General features: G+C 42.8%; 23 protein-coding genes. 15 read left to right on the forward strand and 8 right to left on the reverse strand.

Translation table 11 applies throughout. The annotated features are described in order from the left end of the window. Positions 1-16: 16 nt before the first annotated feature. From K8B83_RS08745 to K8B83_RS08755, 3 genes are all read right to left on the reverse strand, one after another. Complete coding sequence (locus K8B83_RS08745) at positions 17-841, reverse strand: M90 family metallopeptidase (protein ID WP_223419618.1); 825 nt, start codon at positions 839-841, stop codon at positions 17-19. A gap of 157 nt (positions 842-998) precedes the next feature. After that, positions 999-1,400: a CopG family transcriptional regulator gene (locus K8B83_RS08750; RefSeq protein ID WP_188737344.1), complete on the reverse strand. Its 402-nt coding sequence runs from the start codon at positions 1,398-1,400 to the stop codon at positions 999-1,001. Then, entirely contained in the window at positions 1,360-2,106 is a 747-nt protein-coding gene (locus K8B83_RS08755) for an AAA family ATPase (RefSeq protein ID WP_188737342.1), read from the reverse strand. The genes K8B83_RS08750 and K8B83_RS08755 overlap by 41 nt, the downstream gene beginning before the upstream one ends. Before the next feature lie 460 nt (positions 2,107-2,566). On the opposite strand from K8B83_RS08755, the gene K8B83_RS08760 reads away from it, so the two are divergent. Next, on the forward strand, positions 2,567-2,740 hold the full coding sequence (locus K8B83_RS08760) for a DUF3820 family protein (RefSeq protein ID WP_188737340.1): 174 nt from the start codon (positions 2,567-2,569) through the stop codon (positions 2,738-2,740). Positions 2,741-2,791: 51 nt separating this feature from the next. Here K8B83_RS08760 and K8B83_RS08765 read toward each other — a convergent pair whose 3' ends face one another. From K8B83_RS08765 to K8B83_RS08780, 4 genes are all read right to left on the reverse strand, one after another. Next, positions 2,792-3,307 carry a GNAT family N-acetyltransferase gene (locus tag K8B83_RS08765; protein ID WP_188737338.1) on the reverse strand — a complete coding sequence of 172 codons (516 nt, stop codon included), beginning with the start codon at positions 3,305-3,307 and terminating at the stop codon, positions 2,792-2,794. 57 nt (positions 3,308-3,364) lie between these two features. Next, positions 3,365-3,667 (reverse strand): NrfJ, encoded by a 303-nt coding sequence (locus K8B83_RS08770; protein WP_188737336.1) that lies wholly within the window; start codon positions 3,665-3,667, stop codon positions 3,365-3,367. Between the two features lie 112 nt (positions 3,668-3,779). After that, a complete protein-coding gene (locus tag K8B83_RS08775; RefSeq protein WP_188737334.1) occupies positions 3,780-5,522 on the reverse strand; it encodes a bifunctional metallophosphatase/5'-nucleotidase in 1,743 nt (580 codons plus the stop codon). A gap of 116 nt (positions 5,523-5,638) precedes the next feature. Then, positions 5,639-6,697 carry a CNNM domain-containing protein gene (locus tag K8B83_RS08780; protein ID WP_188737332.1) on the reverse strand — a complete coding sequence of 353 codons (1,059 nt, stop codon included), beginning with the start codon at positions 6,695-6,697 and terminating at the stop codon, positions 5,639-5,641. A gap of 359 nt (positions 6,698-7,056) precedes the next feature. On the opposite strand from K8B83_RS08780, the gene K8B83_RS08785 reads away from it, so the two are divergent. The 9 genes from K8B83_RS08785 (at position 7,057) to K8B83_RS08825 (ending at position 16,311) form a co-directional block, all read left to right on the forward strand. Further along, complete coding sequence (locus tag K8B83_RS08785) at positions 7,057-8,178, forward strand: bifunctional tRNA (adenosine(37)-C2)-methyltransferase TrmG/ribosomal RNA large subunit methyltransferase RlmN (protein WP_188737330.1); 1,122 nt, start codon at positions 7,057-7,059, stop codon at positions 8,176-8,178. Positions 8,179-8,209: 31 nt separating this feature from the next. Next, positions 8,210-8,995 carry a type IV pilus biogenesis/stability protein PilW gene (gene pilW / locus K8B83_RS08790; RefSeq protein WP_188737328.1) on the forward strand — a complete coding sequence of 262 codons (786 nt, stop codon included), beginning with the start codon at positions 8,210-8,212 and terminating at the stop codon, positions 8,993-8,995. Further along, positions 8,995-10,086: a RodZ domain-containing protein gene (locus K8B83_RS08795; protein WP_188737326.1), complete on the forward strand. Its 1,092-nt coding sequence runs from the start codon at positions 8,995-8,997 to the stop codon at positions 10,084-10,086. The genes pilW and K8B83_RS08795 overlap by 1 nt, the downstream gene beginning before the upstream one ends. Before the next feature lie 31 nt (positions 10,087-10,117). Next, positions 10,118-11,233 carry a flavodoxin-dependent (E)-4-hydroxy-3-methylbut-2-enyl-diphosphate synthase gene (gene ispG / locus K8B83_RS08800; RefSeq protein WP_188737324.1) on the forward strand — a complete coding sequence of 372 codons (1,116 nt, stop codon included), beginning with the start codon at positions 10,118-10,120 and terminating at the stop codon, positions 11,231-11,233. Between the two features lie 91 nt (positions 11,234-11,324). After that, positions 11,325-12,599, forward strand: a complete 1,275-nt coding sequence (hisS, locus tag K8B83_RS08805) for a histidine--tRNA ligase (protein ID WP_188737321.1) — start codon at positions 11,325-11,327, stop codon at positions 12,597-12,599. Between the two features lie 14 nt (positions 12,600-12,613). Continuing rightward, entirely contained in the window at positions 12,614-13,234 is a 621-nt protein-coding gene (locus tag K8B83_RS08810) for a tetratricopeptide repeat protein (protein ID WP_188737320.1), read from the forward strand. 11 nt (positions 13,235-13,245) lie between these two features. Next, positions 13,246-14,478 carry an outer membrane protein assembly factor BamB gene (gene bamB / locus K8B83_RS08815; RefSeq protein ID WP_188737318.1) on the forward strand — a complete coding sequence of 411 codons (1,233 nt, stop codon included), beginning with the start codon at positions 13,246-13,248 and terminating at the stop codon, positions 14,476-14,478. A gap of 103 nt (positions 14,479-14,581) precedes the next feature. Further along, positions 14,582-16,048, forward strand: a complete 1,467-nt coding sequence (der, locus tag K8B83_RS08820; protein WP_188737316.1) for a ribosome biogenesis GTPase Der — start codon at positions 14,582-14,584, stop codon at positions 16,046-16,048. Positions 16,049-16,104: 56 nt separating this feature from the next. Next, positions 16,105-16,311 (forward strand): DUF3565 domain-containing protein, encoded by a 207-nt coding sequence (locus K8B83_RS08825; RefSeq protein ID WP_188737314.1) that lies wholly within the window; start codon positions 16,105-16,107, stop codon positions 16,309-16,311. On the opposite strand, the gene K8B83_RS08830 is transcribed toward K8B83_RS08825, so the two are convergent. Continuing rightward, positions 16,304-16,708, reverse strand: coding sequence for a hypothetical protein (locus K8B83_RS08830; protein ID WP_188737311.1), 405 nt, complete (start codon positions 16,706-16,708; stop codon positions 16,304-16,306). The two genes, K8B83_RS08825 and K8B83_RS08830, sit on opposite strands and share 8 nt — an antisense overlap. A 137-nt stretch (positions 16,709-16,845) precedes the next feature. Here K8B83_RS08830 and K8B83_RS08835 point away from each other — a divergent pair, with 137 nt between their 5' ends. The 5 genes from K8B83_RS08835 to K8B83_RS08855 all read left to right on the forward strand — a co-directional run bounded on the left by K8B83_RS08835 (position 16,846) and on the right by K8B83_RS08855 (position 20,496). Continuing rightward, positions 16,846-17,412, forward strand: coding sequence for a cytochrome b/b6 domain-containing protein (locus tag K8B83_RS08835; RefSeq protein ID WP_188737309.1), 567 nt, complete (start codon positions 16,846-16,848; stop codon positions 17,410-17,412). Positions 17,413-17,574: 162 nt separating this feature from the next. After that, on the forward strand, positions 17,575-18,012 hold the full coding sequence (locus K8B83_RS08840; protein WP_373284874.1) for a TlpA family protein disulfide reductase: 438 nt from the start codon (positions 17,575-17,577) through the stop codon (positions 18,010-18,012). 4 nt (positions 18,013-18,016) lie between these two features. Then, complete coding sequence (locus K8B83_RS08845) at positions 18,017-18,256, forward strand: DUF4266 domain-containing protein (RefSeq protein WP_188737307.1); 240 nt, start codon at positions 18,017-18,019, stop codon at positions 18,254-18,256. Continuing rightward, positions 18,247-19,545, forward strand: coding sequence for a DUF3570 domain-containing protein (locus K8B83_RS08850; protein WP_188737305.1), 1,299 nt, complete (start codon positions 18,247-18,249; stop codon positions 19,543-19,545). The genes K8B83_RS08845 and K8B83_RS08850 overlap by 10 nt, the downstream gene beginning before the upstream one ends. A 75-nt stretch (positions 19,546-19,620) precedes the next feature. Beyond that, positions 19,621-20,496, forward strand: coding sequence for an FAD:protein FMN transferase (locus K8B83_RS08855; protein ID WP_223420034.1), 876 nt, complete (start codon positions 19,621-19,623; stop codon positions 20,494-20,496). Positions 20,497-20,499 lie beyond the last annotated feature (3 nt).

Raw genomic sequence — 20,499 nt, forward strand, 5'->3', positions numbered from 1 at the left:
TCAATTTAGTTAAGTGTTAGTGCCAATGCATTGGATCTAAGTGATAAAACTGGCTTAACTCCTGATACAGTTTTTGGTGTTGCTGGTAAAACTCAACTGGACGTTCAAAAAACGTTTCACTGATCACGGCAAAAAACTCTGCTGGATTAGTGGCACCATAATAATTAAATAATGACGGTTTATGGTGAGCTGCGCAATGCTGAAGTTGTTTAAATTCTTCGCCTAATGTTTGCGACCATGAACGGTATGACGTGATGTCGCGAAGCGGTGGTGCACCATTAGCGCTGCCATCTTCTTGATCCAGTTGGTGTGCAAATTCGTGGATCACAACATTACTGCCGTCAAAGGGATCTGCGGCGCCTTCCAATGTGCTGTGCCATGACAATACTACTTTGCCATATTCCCAAGACTCACCTAGTAAAATATTGCGTTGGGTCGATTGAACGCCAGCCATATCAGTTCGATTTTGCTCAACAATAAACGCGGCGGGGTAAACAAGGATTTGTTTCAATTTGGGGTAATAGTCTGTTTGGCGATTAAGCAACAATAAGCAGGCCTGTGCGGCAATGGTTACTTTTACTTCGTCATTGATGGTAAAGCCATTGCAGCCCACAAATTGCTTTTCTTCAATAAACACCTGGATGTGCTTTTTGAGCTGTAACTGTAGATCGGTTGGCATGGCTTTAAAATATGGAAAACGAGCTTTAAGTATTGCGCGCCATGCATGTGGAAAGGGCTTAGAGGTAATGCGTTTTCGTTGCCGCTGTTTACGCCAGCGGCTAGTGCCAATCCATGCGATCGCTAATAGTGACACAATGACGACAAGTACAATCGCTAGCATTGGTTTTCCTAATGATAACAGCCATAAACTCTTTATGGGGGAGGATTGGGTTAAATTCAAGCAAGGGAGAAAAATACTGGCATACAAATAAAATGGCTCAATTTGCTGCCAGCAAAGGGTGGGGATAGACTGTAAAAGCGGTAAATTTGAGTTGAGTTTAGTCGTTAAAATTTGCGTCGATACGTTTTTGCTGTTCAGGCGTTAGTGAAAAATAATGTGCTATGAGTTGCCTAATAAGCTTGGATTTTGCTACTTGTCCTGTTTGGCTCAATGTTGTTAGTTGTTCTATAGCAGTCTCACTTAAGGTAAAAGTACAACGCTTGTATGGCTTTTTGGGCACAGGCGATGTTTGCGTCATGGTATTGTGCTGTTGATATTTTCTCTGTAAAAAATCCACTACGTTGGTTGGCTTGGCAATGGCGTTAATGCAATCCGAAGAGCGCGTGTTAAGCCCTGCTGCATACAAGTCGGCTGCGGCAATAAAGTCATCTACTGTAATCGCAATGGGGCGGTCGCTCTTACATAACGAAGCGTTTTTCTTGAGATCGGCTAGTCCCATAATTTCCTCTCAAAGTGTTCACGTTAGTGATATTATTGCGTTGTTCAATTAGTTGTTTTGCATCTGTTATGCCTAGTAATTCGCAGGCAATGCTGCGCATTTCTTCTGTTGCTTTACCCTTAGGTTCTAACTCGAACACCGATAATCCAGATTCTTCGCTGTCGTCATAAATATTTCTACTGTAGTTGATCGCGTCAAGTACATTAACGTTGTATGTACGGCATACTTCTTTCGCTTCTGTAATACGGTTCGCTTGGTTCGGTAAACTCGGGCATTGGGTAATGACAAAAGATGCTTGCATTTTTGGGTTTATCATTAAGCAAGTAGAGATAATATCGTCCATGTGGCTAACGGTTTTTAAATCACGGCGCTTGGGTCTTAATGGCATTAGTACATGTGAGGCGACCGACATTGAAGCGCGTAGGGCAAGGTTATCTTGACCGCCACAATCGACAATGACATAGTCGTAGTGCTGCTCTAGGCTTAGTAAGTCATTACGAATTTTGCCATATAATTGCACGCAGTTAATGGTTGGCAAATCTGGGTTATTATTGCGTGCCTGGATCCAATCTGATGTGGTGCGCTGGGGATCGCAATCTACCATAATGACACTGGCGTGAGCTTCTGTAGTTAAAAAAACCGCAATGTTTTGCGCTATGCAGCTTTTACCACTGCCGCCTTTTTCTCCACCGACTAATATAATCATCAACATTGTCCTCTATATCGGGCAACAGTAGGGCATACCATGGCCAAATTTTGTGCTTAATATAACTGTATGTTGTTGTGTGGCTTTCGTCAATTAGCTGATTTTTGACGTTTTTTTGTAATTGTCAGTACGCTTTTTTATTGACGCAAATACTCAAAATGGCAGAAAGTTGACAGTCATTAATTTGAGGTGTCAATGTTACTTAAAAGTTAAATATGATAATTACTTACTGCGTTTTTTTGATGACTAACAGCAATGAGAGATGTGATGTCAGTGGTGTTATCTGCCGTGTCACTGAATGTTATATTGCTAATATTTCTATTTAACTTGTTTGATATAGCCAATTGATATAATGAATATGAAGAATCCCCTTGGCTAAAACGTTAAATGCGTGTGTTAAAATCCATTAACAATAGATCTAAGGACTAGCTGATGCACGAACAACAAGATTAATCAAACGATGCCTTTTGGAAAGTATGCCGGGCGTAAGTTGTTGCAATTACCTGAACCTTATTTGGTGTGGTTTCATGCAAAGGGTTTTCCAGAGGGGAAGCTCGGTGAACAGTTAGCCTTGATGTACGAGGTTAAACTCAATGGCCTAGAAGAAATGTTACAACCGCTTTTGAAACGATAATTTCACTTTGCCAGCAGTGCGAACTGACCTATTGCCGTTTTGTGTTTACTCCTAATTTGCTAAGTCTGTTAGTTGTTTTTGCATGTAAAACCCTGTGAAGGTTTGGCCGCGTTTTAACTGGTAACTAACGTGATTTAGCGTAAAGCCATTTTTTTCAAACAATCCTTTAGATAAATATGACGCGTCAACGGTTAGTTGGGGGTAGTCTTGCTGTTGAGCCCATTGCACTAATTGTTGAAACAGTGCCTGAGCAATACCACGATGTTGATGTGTTGGGGCAACATACAGGCAGTCTATATAGCCTTGATGCTTAAATTGGGTTTCGATACTGATAAAGCCTATTACTTTGTTTTGATGATTTAACGCGAGCCAGGCTTTATTGCGTTGGTATTTTAATTGCCAAAACTTAGTTGAGCGAGGCGCTTCTGACCAAGCGTTTAATTTAGCTTGTGGGTATCTTGGGTGGTCAATATGCTGTACGGCAGAGTGGTAAAGCTGGCTCACTTCGCTTGCAAAGCGAGGTGAAAAATCAACTATGCGGCAGTGCAGTATGTGGGAGTTTTCCATAAAAAAGACCAATCTTAATGATTGGTCAATTATGTCGACTTTTACTGTTTTAAAGAACTACTTTTTACTGATATTGCCCACAAACATGATTTTATCAAATGTTCTATTTAAGCTTGAGCTAGCAAAATCGGTCATCCACATTTGTTCGGTCACTTCAACCGTGTCACCTTTTTTAACCTGTGCTTGTGGCCCTGCAGCCCAGTATGTTTTGTCTGCTTCTTTAATCTGCACATAGGTATACCCACCGCCATTCATGGTGTCGAGTACTTCACCTTGATGTAATGCACCTTGAGCCCATACAGAAGAAATCCCTAATGCTAGGGTGGTAGCGGCAGCAAGCGCAATCAATTTAGCTTTCATATAGTGTCCTGTCATACAATTTAAAAGAGATCCTCAAGGGATTACTTCAGCATTTAAGCATGTAAGGAAGATGGGGTCTGTGATCTACCCCATATTATCACTGTCGGTTTAGTTAGGGGTCACGATGGCTAATGTAGTGAACATTCGCAAAAAGTTGCCCGCCAATTAAATGTCCGTGCTGGCTAACAAAGTCAACAAAGGCTTCTGGCAGCGTTTGGTGCTCAATAGGTTGCTGCCAGTGAGCATGTAATAAGGCATCGTAACCTTCTTTACCTGCTGCGGTATAAGCGCTAGAAACGCCAATATACAGTTTATCTTCCTGTAAGGGCTGCCAGGCATCTTGTTTATAAATTTCAATTTGAGTAATGCGCTGGCCTTTGGCTTTTTTACCATCGTAAAAGTAGCGCAGTCCGTAAGGGTAGGGGAAGCTTCCGGCTCCTGTTCCCATAATGCCGTTATTTGTGGCGCAGTTAATCGATGATTCTAGTGCTTCGATAATGTATTTACCCATAATTTGATACAGGGTGAGTGGAAGCTCAAAGGGCAAAATACGTCCTACTACATCAGCTAAAGACAGTTGGCCTTTGTTTAAAGACTGCCTGACACCGCCAGCATTATGTAATGCAAAATCAATATTAGGCTCTATGCGTTTAGCCGATTTGTACATGCTTCTGCTAACCCAAGGTGCAATTTCACTGCCGTGAGGCAAGTGTTTACTCGGTAATCGAGTATGGATAAAGTCGCGGGGAATATGGGCTAATATTTGGTTTTCTAATGCATCCAAAGATGGTCGATATTGAGTGTGGATCACTTGATGTATATGTTCATCGTGTTGGGCTCCCCTAATACTTGGGTGAGCAAATAATTGCTTAACGAGTAGGTTAGAGGTAGTGATGTCAACTGTGCTGTGGTTAACCGCATGTGTTACGGTTATTTTGTCATCGAGCATAAAGTAATTATTACCCACAAGCTGTGTGACAGTGCCGTGTTGGTCAAATATTACCTCGGCCAAACCCAGTGTTTCGGCATATTTTCCCGCATGCAGTATAGGAGTGTTATTAATGGTTTCGGCATAAGGGATATCGCTCAGGCCTATATCACGCATTTGACCTTGTAACGTATGTGAATGGCCACCAATGATAATACTGATGCCGTCTACTTGCTCGGCTAATTCGCGGTCTTGATCTAACCCTAAATGACTTAACACAATAATGTGCTTAATGCCTTGCTGTGTTAAACGGGCGATGGTTTTTCGCGTGGTATCAATCGCATTGACAAAATGGGTGTCAGGATCGGGGCGGGCGATTAAACGCATTTGATCTAAGGTGATGCCAATAATGGCCATTTTTTTGTCGTGAAAGGGCTTAATTAACACTTTAGCTGTTTCGCTGGTGTCATCAAAATCGTACAGCATGGGGTGACCATATAATCTGCCCGTTTTTAGTCTATCTTCATGGCTTAAATCCATGTTGCCGGCCAGTACTGGAAAATTAATCCGATTCAAAAAAGCTTGAACTGGGCTGTTACCAGCATCAATTTCATGATTGCCTAAAACCATGGCGTCAGGCTTGAGTAAATTAAGCAAATGAGCATTAGCGGCGCCTTGAAATTCGCGAAAATACAAGGTGCCCTGAAAGCTATCGCCTCCATGTAAAAATAAAAAAGGGGTTTGCTGCAATGCAGCTTGCGCTCTTGCCTGCTCTATTTGAAAACCTAAACGAGCATAACCACCAGAATGTCCTTCCAACTTATAGGTTTGTTGGTTTGTCGTTAACGAAAATTGGACGGGGCTTGGTTCAAAGTTAGAATGTGTGTCGTTGATATGAGCGATGGATAAACGATAAGAATTTTGCATTAGTTCCCTCTGTGTAATGTCACTATCTTAACGTATCGGGCATCACGCTGTCATCCGTTGAACAAATAGCCTCACCCAAGCAATAGGGAGAGGCTAATCATTATTAAGGCTGTGATCTAATTGGTTTCGGCGTCAGCGTAAATGACCAGCCCCTTGCTTTCAATGCGGCGTTGCCAGAGTTTACGGGCAAAGGCTTGCATATCAGGGGCAATGTCTTTTGAGTCAACAATTTCTAGGCCAATTAACGTTTCAATAATATCCTCAATGGTCACAATTCCTTCACTTGAGCCATATTCATCAACGATGAGAGCTATTTTACTGTTGCGTTTAATCATGGTTTGGAACAAAGGCAACACGTCTACGGATGAGGGAACAACCAGCAGGTTTTTGACAAAATCGCCAATCGCTGTTTGCGGGGCCGATCTGGCATGTAAAATAATGTCATTGCGATTGATATAACCGATAACGTTGTCTCTATCGTCTTGGTAAACAGGTACGCGAGTAAACGGGCTGCTCAAATGTTGTTCAACAAATTGTTGGTTTGTCATGTTGGTTGGCAATTTAAAAATCACTGTACGTGGCGTCATAATGTGGCTTACAGGCATGTCTTTCATTGCCAACATCTGGGTCAGTATTTGTGATTCGTGCTCACTGAGCTCACCGCTGTCTTTAGCCATTTGGTTCATGGCGCTCAATTCTTGGCGCATGTATAAATTTTTATCGCCTTTACCTAATAACCCTGTGACTTTTTGCGACAACCAAATTAATGGCAACGTGAGTTTTTCCATCCAATATAAGCATAGCGATACCGTAGGCGCTAACTTTCGCCAGTGATTTGCTCCAATAATTTTGGGGATGATTTCAGAAAAAAACAAAATCAAAAAAGTAAGCACTGCAGAAAACACACCAAGCATTTCACTGCCAAAAATGATGGCGGCTTGTGCGCCAGCAACAGATGCACCCATAGTGTGGGATATTGTGTTAAGTGTGAGAATTGAAACTAATGGTGAGTCAATATTTTGTTTTTGCTTGTGCAATCTAGCAGCAATATTTGGCGAGTGTTCTTTTAGATTAGCAATATAGCTTGGCGTGACGGAAAGAAGCACGGCTTCAAAAATACTGCATAAAAATGAAATGGATATAGCAAAAAATACAATTAATAAAAGGGTTATCATACAGTGAAAGTAAATACTTCCTCATGGCAGGCCACATGGCCCAGCGCAAGAATATCACAAGCATTGTGAATATAATCTGAAATTTTCTCTGTATTTTAATTAAGTTAACTTATGTTAATCGTTAGGTGAAATCACTTGTTTATATTAAGGCATTTGCTGTTGTTATCATCATTTTTTACCGCTATCTGGTGAGCATAAATTGCGGTCATCAAAACGCTTAAAACCAACTACTTTTATGGCGAAAGAACATGAGTATTAAAACCTACGACGCTTAATTTAGATATACTGGCTAAAACACCATGCTACCTGTATAATTTGCCGCCCTGTTGCAGGTTTTGGTGTTTTTTGAGGTTAGGCGGATGAGTGTGAAAAAAATCAATTTATTAGATCTTGATCGTAAAGGACTGCGAGCGTTGTTCAGCGAAATGGGTGAAAAACCGTTTCGTGCCGATCAATTAATGAAGTGGATTTATCACTTTGGCGTCAGTGACTTTGAAGAAATGAACAATATTAACAAAGTGTTGCGAGCTAAGCTTGCCGCTAAATGTGAAATTGTTGCACCAGAAATTTCAAGTTTTCAAAAATCCAATGATGGCACCATTAAATTTGCTATCAATGTCGGCCAAGGCCAAGAAGTTGAAACTGTGTATATACCTGAAGAAGACCGCGCGACATTATGTGTGTCTTCTCAAGTGGGTTGTGCACTCGAGTGTACTTTTTGCTCTACCGCACAACAAGGGTTCAACCGTAACCTAAGCGTGTCTGAAATTGTGGGCCAGGTTTGGCGAGTGTCGCAGTTTTTAGGGTTTCACAAAGACACAGGCGACCGCCCAATTTCGAACGTTGTAATGATGGGCATGGGCGAGCCCTTACTCAATCTTGCTAACGTGATCCCTGCAATGGATATTATGTTAGATGACTTTGGCTTTAGTTTATCTAAACGTCGTGTGACCTTGTCAACCTCTGGTGTTGTACCTGCCTTAGATAAACTTGGCGACGCCATTGATGTGGCATTGGCTGTGAGTATTCACGCCCCTAATGATGAATTACGTAACGTTCTTGTGCCTGTAAACAAAAAGTATCCGCTACAAGAGTTTTTAGCGGGTATTCGCCGGTATTTAGCGAAATCTAACGCCAACCGTGGCCGAGTGACAGTTGAGTATGTGATGCTCGATCATATCAACGACAGTACAGATCAGGCGCATGAGTTAGCTAAGCTAATGAAAGACACGCCATGTAAAATTAATTTAATTCCGTTTAATCCATACCCGGGTTCGCCCTATGGCCGATCATCGAATTCTCGCATAGACCGTTTTTCTAAAGTATTGATGGAGTACGGTTTAACGGTTATTGTTCGTAAAACTCGTGGCGATGATATTGATGCAGCTTGTGGTCAATTAGCGGGTGATATTCGTGATAGAACAAAGCGTTTAGCAAAAAAACAAATGCAACAAAACCAGATTTCAGTCACAATGGATTAACTCTTTGTTTGTATAGATAATAGGCTTATAAATGAAGCACGGATTGCAAAAAGTTTTAGCGATTACTATTGTGGCGCTGTCGGTTAGCGGATGTGTAACCGAGCGCACCTATAGTGGAACCGATACCCCAGTTGCTGAACGTAAGTTTGACAAGGTAGGCGCTGCACGTGAGCGTATGCAACTTGGGTTAACGTATTTAAATCGCGGTAATAGCGAGCAGGCAAAATATAATTTAAACAAAGCCGTAGAATATGCCCCAGACATGAGCGAAGTGCATGTGGCTATGGCTTATTATTACCAAACTGTAGGGGATATAGCGCGTACAGAAGAATCATACCGACGTGCAATAGGGCTTAGTGATGCGACAGGAGATGCACGAAACAATTTTGGTGTATTTTTGTGTCAGCAACAAAAATATTCTGAGTCTGAAACCATGTTTTTAGCCGCGATTAATACGCCTAAATACACCCGTACAGCCTCAAGTTATGAAAATTTAGGTGTATGTAGCCGTAAAGCCGGTAATAAAGAAAAAGCGCGACAGTATTTTAATATGGCGTTAAAGTATGACCAAAGAAGAAAAGTAACCTTAATAGAATTAACCGAGTTAGCCATGGAAGAGGCTGACTACGGCGATGCGCGCGAACAACTCGCAAGATACCATCGAGTTGCTAGTGAATCAGCAGAAAGTTTAGCCTTAGGGATCAAGATTGAGCAGGCGGCAAATAACCCGGAAGCCGTAAAACGATTTGGCATTTTATTAATTGCGAAGTTTCCTGCATCTCCACAAGCCAAAAATTATAGAGCTAACTTGAATTAATGACTAAAGAATTCGAAGTAAAACAAGACGCTGAAAAAGCGGCATTGTTAAAAGATGTTGTTACCGCTGGCGCTATTTTAAAGGCGGCTCGTGAAGCGAAAGGGCTGTCAATTGAAGCGGTTGCAGCACAGCTGCATTTGCGACCAGGCATTATCAGTGATATTGAAAAAGACATTTTTGACAATATAGCCTCGACAACTTATGTTCGAGGTTATGTTAAAAACTATGCACGTTTTGTCAATGCTGACAACAGTGAAATACAGCAATGTTTAAATCATCAATTGCCCGAAATTGTCCCTCCGGCAATGCAAAGCTTTTCGCGCAAAACCACCCATCAGGCTCGTAATAGCCGTCTTAATTTAGTGACTTACTTAATTGTGACCATATTGATTGCGATGTTGGTGCTTTGGTGGGTACAAAAGTCGTCATTATTAACTGATGTTGACGTTTCGCTACCAACGGCAGAAGAAATTGCTGCAGACACTAACATGGCAGAGCCACAACAAATTATTCGACCTGCGGATGAACAAGCAGAACCTGACACCCAAGTTACCCAGGACAATAACGCGGCTTCAGCGATAACGTCAACTAACAATGGTGCCTCTACAGAAGTAGCCGCTCCAGCAACCGGTGCCCTAGTTACGGGTGATACGCCTACAGCAACAAGTCTTGATGTGCCTAATAGCGCTTCAACGGTAACGAATCAATTAACTACAAGCACGCTAGACCCTGCGCCAACCAGTACCCTCAATCAACCAAGTGTTGAGTCGGTATCATCGGCGGCTAATTCAGCGAGTAACAATAAACCTGTTAGCACAAATAGTGCCTCTGCTAATACAAGCTCAGAAGGTACATTGACCATTGAATTAACAGGCGATTGCTGGATAAACGTCATTGATGCTAATGGTAAAGTACTAGTTGATGGTGTAAAAACTGCTGCCAATACGGTTGAAGTGCGTGGTGTAAAACCTTTTAAAGTGATTTTAGGCGCACCACAAGTAGCCAATGTTAGCCTTGACGGAAGCAAAATCAGCCTGGCTGAGTTTGCCAACGGTAGAGTCGCCAGATTAACCCTGCCTGAAGCTGAATAGGCTTTAGCAACTAGCAGTAGAGTGTAATTGCATGTATAACGAATCCCCAATTATTCGCCGACCTTCCACTCGTATTTATGTGGGCAATGTGCCTATTGGTGATGGTGCACCGATTGCTGTGCAGTCGATGACCAATACTCGAACCACTGATGTTGCTGCCACTGTTGCTCAGATTAAAGCGCTAGAAAAAGTCGGTGCAGATATTGTTCGTGTTTCTGTGCCAACAATGGAAGCTGCTGAAGCATTTAAAATCATTAAACAATCGGTGACAGTCCCATTAGTTGCCGACATTCATTTTGATTACCGTATCGCCTTAAAAGTGGCTGAATATGGCGTAGATTGCCTACGCATTAACCCGGGTAATATAGGTAATGAAGAACGCATTCGCAGTGTAGTTGAGTGTGCTCGTGATAAAAATATCCCTATTCGCATTGGTGTTAATGGTGGGTCGCTAGAAAAAGACTTAATGGATAAATACCGTGAGCCAACGCCAGAAGCTTTGCTTGAGTCTGCAATGCGACACGTGGATATTTTAGATAGGTTGAACTTTGACCAATTTAAAGTCAGCGTTAAAGCCTCTGATGTATTTTTAGCGGTTGAGTCATACCGTTTACTGGCCAAGCAAATCCGTCAACCTCTGCATTTGGGCATTACTGAAGCAGGTGGAATGCGCTCTGGTTCGGTTAAATCTGCTGTCGGGTTAGGCATGCTGTTAGCCGAGGGCATTGGTGATACGATTCGTATCTCGTTGGCGGCCGATCCGGTTGAAGAAATTAAAGTGGGATTTGATATTTTAAAATCGCTGCGCATTCGAAGCCGCGGGATCAACTTTATTGCGTGTCCATCTTGCTCACGTCAAGAGTTTGATGTTATTCAAACCGTTAATGAACTTGAGCGTCGTTTAGAAGATGTAACAACCGCGATGGATGTGTCAATCATAGGTTGTGTGGTTAATGGCCCTGGTGAGGCGTTAGTGTCTCATATTGGTTTAACGGGCGGTCATGCAAAGAGCGGTTATTACGACGATGGTGTGCGCCAAAAAGAGCGTTTTGACAACAACAATATTGTTGATGGCCTTGAAGCCAAAATTCGTGCTAAAGCCGCTATGATAGCTAACCGTATTGAAATAGCCGACAAAACAGAATAATTCTCTAACTTGCTCGTTATGCTTACGCATAGTTTGAGCGGGTAAATTTACATTTATTAGTGCAAGCTAATTTGAAATTGGACAAGTAACAGTGGCAAAGCAAATCCAAGCAATTCGCGGAATGAACGATATTCTGCCAACTCAAAGCCCCATTTGGCAAAAAGTCGAAGCAGTATTGCGTTCATCTGTGAGCGCATTTGGTTACAGTGAAATTCGTACTCCAATCGTTGAAAGCACCGATCTCTTTAAACGTTCAATTGGCGAAGTAACCGATATCGTCGAAAAAGAGATGTACACCTTTGAAGACCGTAATGGCGACAGCTTAACATTGCGCCCAGAAGGAACCGCCTCAACTGTACGTGCAGGCAATGAACATGGCTTGCTTTATAACCAAGAGCAACGTTTGTGGTATATGGGTCCTATGTTCCGTCACGAACGTCCTCAAAAAGGTCGTTATCGTCAATTTCATCAATTTGGTGTTGAAACCTACGGGATTGGCAGCGCTGATATTGATGCTGAAGTGTTAATGTTGTCAGCTCGTTTATGGGATGAGCTTGGCATTAAAGAGCATGTAGCACTAGAGCTAAATACCTTAGGCGATCCCGCTGAGCGTGCTGCGTATCGCGATGCATTAATTGCCTTTTTAGAACAGCACAAAGACATCTTAGATGAAGACAGCCAACGCCGTATGTATTCAAACCCGTTAAGGGTATTGGATACCAAGGACCCACAAGTACAGGCGGTTTTATCCGATGCGCCAAACTTAATGGATTACTTGGGTGAAGAGTCGAAAACACATTTTTCAACTTTATGTGAACTCTTAGACGCGGTTGGTATCCAATACACAATCAACCCGCGCTTGGTGCGTGGATTAGATTATTATAACCGCACAGTTTTTGAGTGGGTAACCACAAGCTTAGGGTCTCAAGGCACTGTGCTTGCCGGTGGTCGTTATGATGGTCTTGTTGGCCAACTTGGTGGCAAAGATACACCCGCGGTTGGATTTGCAATGGGCTTAGAGCGCATTGTATTACTGCTTGAAACCTTAGGGCTAACCAGTGATATAGCTGCTGAAGTCGACGTATACGTGACCGCAATGGGTGATAATTGCGTCGTTGAAGCCATTAAAGTGGCGGCAGAGTTGCGTCAACAGTTACCAACGCTTAAAGTCATGAGTCATTGTGGTGGTGGTAACTTTAAAAAACAAATGAAGCGCGCAGATAAAAGCGGTGCTCAATATGCGTTGATTATTGGCGAAAACGAAGTGACTAACAAACAAGTTGCTATTAAGCCTTTACGCAACAACAACGAACAACAATTAGTGAGCCGTACTGAACTGGTCGCTAAAATTGCAGAACTGATTTAAAAGGGGAAGTGCAAGTGGAAATTTATAGCACAGAAGAACAACAAGTAGATGCTATCAAGCAGTTCGGAAAAGATTATGGTGTTTCTATTATCGTAGGTGCAGTGGTTGGCCTAGGTGGTTTATATGGTTGGAATGAATATTCAGCCATGAAAGTGGAGTCAGCTGAACAAGCTTCTCAGACTTTTCAATCAATTGCAGAGCAATCGAGCAACCCAGCGGCGTTTTTAACGCAAGCAGAAACCTTTACCTCTGAGCACGACCAAGCTGGATATCAAGCTTTGCTTGAGTTATTGGTGGCTAAAGCTGCGGTTGATGCCGGTGATCTAACCAAAGCCGAAACTGCGTTAACCAAAGTGATTGCAGCTAAGCCTGGTTCAGGTATAGAGACGATTGCAACCATTCGTTTAGCACGCATCCAAGCTGAGCAAAACAATCTAGGTGTAGCACTTGCAACACTTGAGCAGGTGACAGACACAGCGTTTGCTTCGCAACGTGAAGAATTAAAAGGCGACTTATTAGTGCGTCAAGGTGATTTGGATAAAGCCAAGTTAGCTTATCAAGCAGCAGTAGATAATGGCGGTGCGTTAACCAGTCCTGCGCTAACAATGAAACTAGACAACCTAAACAAGGCATAAGGAATTAGCCAATGAAGTCGTGGTGTAAAAATCTGCTTGCCGTTGGGCTGAGTGTTGCTTTTTTATCTGCTTGCTCTTCAAGTGATGTTGAAGAAGAGCCTGTGAGTGAATTAGTTGAAATTAAAGCAACCGTGTTTCCAGAGATCAGCTGGGACACTAATGTAGGCGAAGGCGTAGGTGATTATTACTCGCAACTTCGTCCAACCGTGCGTTATGGCAAGTTATTTGTTGCAGATCGCAGTGGTGTGGTTGTTGCGTTTGATGAAGCAACAGGTGAAGAGTTATGGTCGCAAAACTTTAACGATGTATTTGAGCAAAAGCTTAAAACAAAAACCAAAGGCATGCGTTTAGCTGCTGGAGTGACTGCCGCTCGTAACAAAGTTTTTGTAGGTGGCGAAACTGGATTATTGGTTGCTTTAGATGAAGCAACGGGTGAAGTACTGTGGTCATCTCAAGCCAATGGTGAATTACTGTCTACTCCTACTGTTGCCGAAGATGTTGTTGCTGTGAATACCGCTAAAGGTGCTTTTGAAGGCTTTAATATTGATAGCGGTGAAAAGCTATGGACATATGAAAGCCAACTGCCTAACTTAACATTGCGCGGAACCTCGTCAGCCGCTTATGAAGCGGGTGGTTTTTTTGTGGGTACCGCTGACGGTAAAGTTGCTGTTGTGGTTAAAAACAATGGCCAAGCTGCGTGGGAACAACCTGTTTTCACTCCAAGTGGCGGTAATGAGTTTACCCGTATGGCCGACGTTGACATGACGCCATTAATTTTGGGTGACAATCTCTATGTGGCAAGTTACAACGGTAATCTAGTGTCGATGGAGCTTCGTAGTGGTCGGATAATTTGGTCGCGTAAATACTCAAGTTTTAACGATCTTGCCGAAGCGGGTTTAAGCTTATACCTAGTGGATGACCGTAGTCGCATCTATTCTGTAGACCGTCGTAATGGTTTAGAACTATGGAGTAACTCAACCCTTAAAAATCGTCAATTGACAGCGGCAGCAGTGATTGACAATTATTTAGTGGTTGGTGACTTAGAAGGCTATTTACATTTTATTGACCGTAATAACGGTGATGTAGTTGGCCGAATTCAAGTCGACAGTGACGGCTTATTTGCTCAGCCATTAGTGGTTGATGATAAAATCTATGTTCAGGGTCGAAGCGGTAAACTGGCTTCAGTCACCTTAAGCAGTGAGCAAGCGAATGTTGAGGAAGATACTGACGCCAGTGCGGAATAAGTCTTAGGATCATTTCTGCATTAATTAAGGTATAATATCTTCACTAGAGCCCCTGGAAGCGTTCCGGGGGCTTTTTATTGAAAAGTTTTTTAGAGGCAAAATCATGATCCCTGTAGTGGCCCTTGTGGGGCGACCAAACGTCGGTAAATCGACATTATTCAATCGTCTTACACGTACTCGTGATGCGTTAGTCGCTGACTTTCCTGGCTTAACACGTGACCGTAAATACGGCCGTGCCTTTTTGGCGGGTTACGAGTTTATCGTTGTTGATACCGGCGGTATTGATGGCACCGAAGAAGGGATCGAAACTAAAATGGCTGAACAGTCATTAGCCGCGATCGAAGAAGCGGATGTCGTGTTATTTATGACCGATGCTCGCGCGGGCTTAACTGCCGCAGATTTAGCTATCGCGCAACACTTACGCAGCCGTGACAAAGTGACTTTTGTGGTGGCTAACAAAGTAGATGGTATCGACGCAGACTCAGCCTGTGGTGAGTTTTGGTCTCTAGGCCTAGGTGAAGTTTACCAAATGGCTGCGGCTCAAGGCCGTGGTGTGACCAACATGATTGATTATGCACTCACACCTTATGCAGAAGCCATGGGCATTGAGCGTGAGCTTGACGAAGAAGGTGAGCAAGTAGAGCGCGAATATACCGAAGAAGAAGCAGAAGCTGAACAAACACGTTTGCAAAATTTACCCATTAAGCTGGCCATTATTGGTAAGCCTAACGTGGGTAAGTCGACACTGATTAATCGTATTTTAGGTGAAGAGCGTGTTGTGGTTTATGACGAGCCTGGCACTACTCGCGACAGTATTTATATTCCTATGTCTCGTGAAGGCCGTGAGTATGTCTTAATTGACACAGCCGGTGTACGTCGTCGCAGTAAAGTGCATGAGGTTATCGAAAAGTTCTCGGTAATTAAAACCTTAAAAGCAGTTGAAGATGCAAACGTTGTATTATTAGTGATTGATGCTCGAGAAGGTATTGCAGAACAAGATTTAGGCCTACTTGGCTTTGCCTTAAACGCTGGCCGGGCATTGGTGATAGCTGTTAATAAGTGGGACGGTATTGATCAAGCTGTAAAAGATCGCGTAAAAAGTGAGTTAGATCGCCGTCTAGGTTTTATCGACTTTGCGCGTATTCACTTTATTTCTGCACTGCATGGCACTGGCGTAGGCCATTTATATGAGTCAATTGAAGAAGCGTACGACAGTGCTACACGCCGTGTTAGTACGTCAATGCTGACCCGTATTATGCAGATGTCACAAGACGATCATCAGCCGCCTTTAGTTAATGGTCGCCGCGTGAAACTCAAATATGCTCATGCTGGTGGTTACAACCCACCGATCGTTGTTGTGCATGGTAATCAGGTGAGTAAGCTACCAGATTCTTATAAGCGCTATATGATGAATTATTTCCGTCGTTCGTTAAAAGTGGTTGGTACGCCAATTCAATTACGATTCCATGAAGGCGCTAACCCGTTTGAAGGTAAAACAGAAAAGTTAACCTTAGGGCAAGAGCGCCGTCGTAAGCGTGCAATGACCCATATTCGTGACCGTAAAAAATAGCGATAATTAATAAAAAAGCCTGACTCGTTCAGGCTTTTTTATACACAGAGAAATGCATGCATCAGCCAATAGTTGGTTACCACCTAGATGAAGAACAGCTTTGGGTTGCCGAGCTTGTATGTGGGCATTTTCAACATGTACGTCATGATCCACCCTGGACTGTCCGTGAATGGATCACAACAGAGCGGGGTCGTGAGCAACATTTAGGCATGCAACTTAACTGCAAAAAATGTGATCGTAAAGAACCTGTAGATACTATATGAGCGTATTCGTTTTCGCCTGCCTAAAGCTTAATAGATAAGCCGCAATATACAGACAAATAACACTGTCCATTGCCATGGATAACCAAAAGCCATTAGTAAAAGGTTGGCTTGAATAACCAATAACTAAACTGACAAAAAATAATTTTTCAATTAATGCCACCCAAAACACTGGGATAATCCAGTCATTACGAAATATCGCAATAAAAAAGCTGCATCCCATCATCAACACCAAGAAGCCCCAATGCTGGATAAATATCGTGTCGCTAGCAATATAGGGTAATTGGTTTAACTGCGCCAAAGCCCATTGAGGCGCAACAGTGTAAAGTCCACCTAGCGATGTACCAAAGCCAGCAGTAAATAATGCAAGCCTTTGAGTTCGTTTGAAAAACTCTGTCATGATAACGTCCTATTCATACATCCCTTTTAAGTTCATCTTGTCGCTCAGCCATATTGAGCATAAAACCATAAACCGTAAGTGATTGTTAAGGTTACGGGGCAATAATGCTGTGGTTATCTTAATCTATCGAGGTTTATATGCGTACTCAAGTTCATTTTCCGTTACTCCATCGTCTGCTGCATTGGGGATTAGCCCTAACCATGATGGTGATGTTACTCACAGTGCTGTTACGCCTCGGGTGGATGGAAAAAAATCATATGGCAGCCGTGATCACTCAAGGCTTAGCCAATATGGATATCATGATCACCGATAAACAAGCTGTAAGTATTGCAAAAGGGATCCGTGGGGTAATGTTTAATTGGCATATTTATTTTGGCTATGCAGTAAGCGTTTTAGTTGTTGCTCGTTTTGCGTACATGAGTAAATTTGGCCTGCATTACCAGTCTGCGTTTTCAGCTCAGGCGACAATTAAACAAAAATTTCAAGCCTGGGTGTATTGGCTATTTTATGCCGGTGTTGCCTTATCGGTGATTACTGGGTTGGCAGTTAAATTTGGGCCTGAGGCCATAGAACATCAAGCAGAAACAATTCATAAGCTGGCATTGTGGTACTTCATTCCATTTATTAGTTTGCATTTGGCGGGCATTTTACTGGCCGAGAACGGCCAAAATAAAGGCCTAGTGTCGAAAATGATTGGTGGCTAATGCTTGGTTATTTTGAGCAATTGCTTTTGTTGCTTAAGTAAACCTTAAGATTGGTGGCCTAGTGTGTCTCACATCTAGTCATTGGGTGTAAATATGATGTCAAAGCAATTTTTTTCAAACGTAGTTAACCTAAAAAATGCCTTTGTTACTTTAACGATAGCAATGAGTTCTGCGGTTTATAGCGCACCTTCGTTGGACCACGTTGTGTTAGATGGTAAAGGGCAATCGGTCAGCTTACAGCAATTTGCTGGCAAGGTTGTGTATGTTGACTTTTGGGCCTCATGGTGTGGCCCATGTCGTAAATCATTTCCTTGGATGAATGCCATGCAAGCCAAATATCAACAACAAGGCTTAGAAGTGGTAGCCATCAATCTTGATGTTGATACTGCGCTTGCTCGTGAGTTTCTTAGTAAGTTACCAGCACAATTTAATTTACGGTTTAACCCAGAGGGCGATGTAGCGAAAGCCTATGATTTACAAGGAATGCCAAGCAGTTTTTTGTTTAATCGCCAAGGTGAATTAGTGCAAACCCATGTCGGATTTTTTGAAGAAAACATTCCAGCCTACGAGCAAGAAATTCAAGTGTTGTTACAGGAGTAAACATATGACAACTGTGTGTTATCGTCCGTTAGTTAAGATCGCAGTGACATTTGCGATCGCAAGTGGTTTGCTAGGCTGTTCAAGCCTTGGTGTTCAACCATGGGAGAAAGATCAATTTGCCCGAGCAGACATGGCCTTAAACAGTGAGAAACTCGATTTAGCTTTAGATGATCATATTTACTTTAGCAAAGAGGGTACCAGTGGTGGACGTTCGCTAGCGGGTGGAGGTTGTGGATGCAACTAACATCAAAACAACATATCGCCAGTGCGTTAGCCATTGCGAGTTGCAGTTTGATTGGTCAGCAGGCGTATGCCGCTGATCCTCAATTAACCCAAGATGATTGGAAGGTGGATGCCGCGATAATGTATTACGGTGAGCAAGACCGTGTACAAGCCGCAGAAGCTATTGGCAATGTGCAAAAAGCATTTGGCGATACATCGTTGCTCGACATGAAAATTGTTGTCGACAGCTTAACCGGAGCGTCTGCATCTGGTGCTGTGGCGCAAGCAGAAAGTCAAACGTTCACTCGCCCATCAGGCAAAGGTGAGTACACCATTAATGCAGGTGATACACCGTTAGATGATACTTTCCATGACACACGGGTTCAGTTAAGTGCTAATTGGCAAGAAGTGCTAAATCAAGATTGGACTACCAATGTTGGCGTTTATGCTTCGAAAGAGTTTGATTACCTGTCAATGGGTGTTAACGCGGGTCTTGAACGTAGTTTGAATAAAAATAATACCACTTTGTCATTATCGGCTGCGTTTACCAACGATATCGTTGATCCAGTTGGTGGCCGCCCTATGGCAATGTCGCAAATGGTATTTAGAGACAATTATGAAAGTGATGCAGACTATCAGGCGGCATTTGATCAAACCCGTTTAAGCGGTGATGATACAAAGCAAACAAGCGATATTATGTTTGGGGTCACTCAAATTTTGAATCGCAATTGGTTAATGCAAGCCAATTATGGTTTATCAAGCGTGTCTGGTTACATGACAGACCCGTATAAAATACTCAGTGAAGTCGATCTCAACGGTCAAACTCAGGCATATCGATATGAAAATCGCCCAGACTCTAGGTTGAAACACAGTGTATTTGTGATGACTAAAGGGGCTCTTGATTCAGGTGTGGTTGATTTTTCATATCGATACAGTACTGACGACTGGGATATTCAGTCACATACTCTAGAAACACATTATCGCTATAATCTAAGTCCGACCATGTATGCACAATTGCATTTACGGTATTACCAACAACAAGCGGCTGAGTTCTATCAACCTTTCTTGCTCAGTGGTGAAGATTTACCTGAATATGCCAGTGCCGATTATCGTATTGGTGACATGACCGCATACACTGTAGGGGTTAAATTTGGTCAACGATTATCTAACGGCCATGAGATGAGTTATCGTTTAGAGTATTACCAGCAAAATCCTGACAATAATGGCACGGTATTGCCTGGGCAGTTACAACAATATGATTTGTTTCCTTCTGTAAAGGCAATTGTGGCTCAAGTGAGTTATTCGTTCTAAGATGAATGACTTAGCAAATACGAGTAAGTTAATTTGACTAAACCGATAAGTCGCAAATTAACAGCCCCAACAGCGATGAGTTTACAGCCTCGTCCTTGGGGCTTTTTGGGCTCATTTACTGCCATGGCCAGCCCCTGTGAAATATTAATGCAGGTCAGTGATGAGTATGTAGCAAAGCAAATGTTAACCCTGGCTTATGATGAAGCCAGGCGGATAGAGCAAAAATTCAGTCGATTTATTCAAGGCAATGCTGTTTGGCATTTAAACCATGCACAAGGAGAAAGCCGATTAATTGACCTTGAAACCCTGCATTTACTTCAATTTGCCGAAAAGTGTTATGTGTTAAGTGATACGGCATTTGATATCAGTGCCTGTCCATTAATGGCTTTATGGCGCTTTGAAGGGCAGCATCGAATTCCCGAACAGGCTGAAATAGATGATGCCTTAAGCCATGTCGGTTTCAACCGCATCACATTCACCAATAATACTTTAACCATGCCAGCAGGCATGAGTGTCGACTTTGGTGGTATCGCGAAAGAATATGCTGTTGATCGCACTGCACAGTTATTGGCTCAGCGCTGGCCTCATGCGGTTTTGGTTAACTTTGGCGGTGACATAGCATGCCCTGTTATAAACAAAGATGGTTGGCAAGTGGGTATTGAAAACCCTCATAAACTTGATAACGCCGCTGCGCTTTTGACTATTAGACAAGGTGCTTTAGCGACCAGTGGCAACACTCGTCGCTATATTGAAGTGGCAGGTAAACGTTATGGACACATTATTAATCCTAAAAATGGTTACCCAGTAGAGCAGGCGCCATTATCGGTGACAGTGCTGGCGCCCAATTGCGTTATGGCGGGGATGTTAGCGACTATGTCGATGCTCAAAGGCGCGCAAGCTGAAGATTTTTTACAGCAGCAAGGTGTCGATTTTAAGGTGTTTCGAGGGTAACAA

It is taken from the genome of Shewanella inventionis, from assembly GCF_019931735.1.
Taxonomy (GTDB): domain Bacteria; phylum Pseudomonadota; class Gammaproteobacteria; order Enterobacterales; family Shewanellaceae; genus Shewanella; species Shewanella inventionis.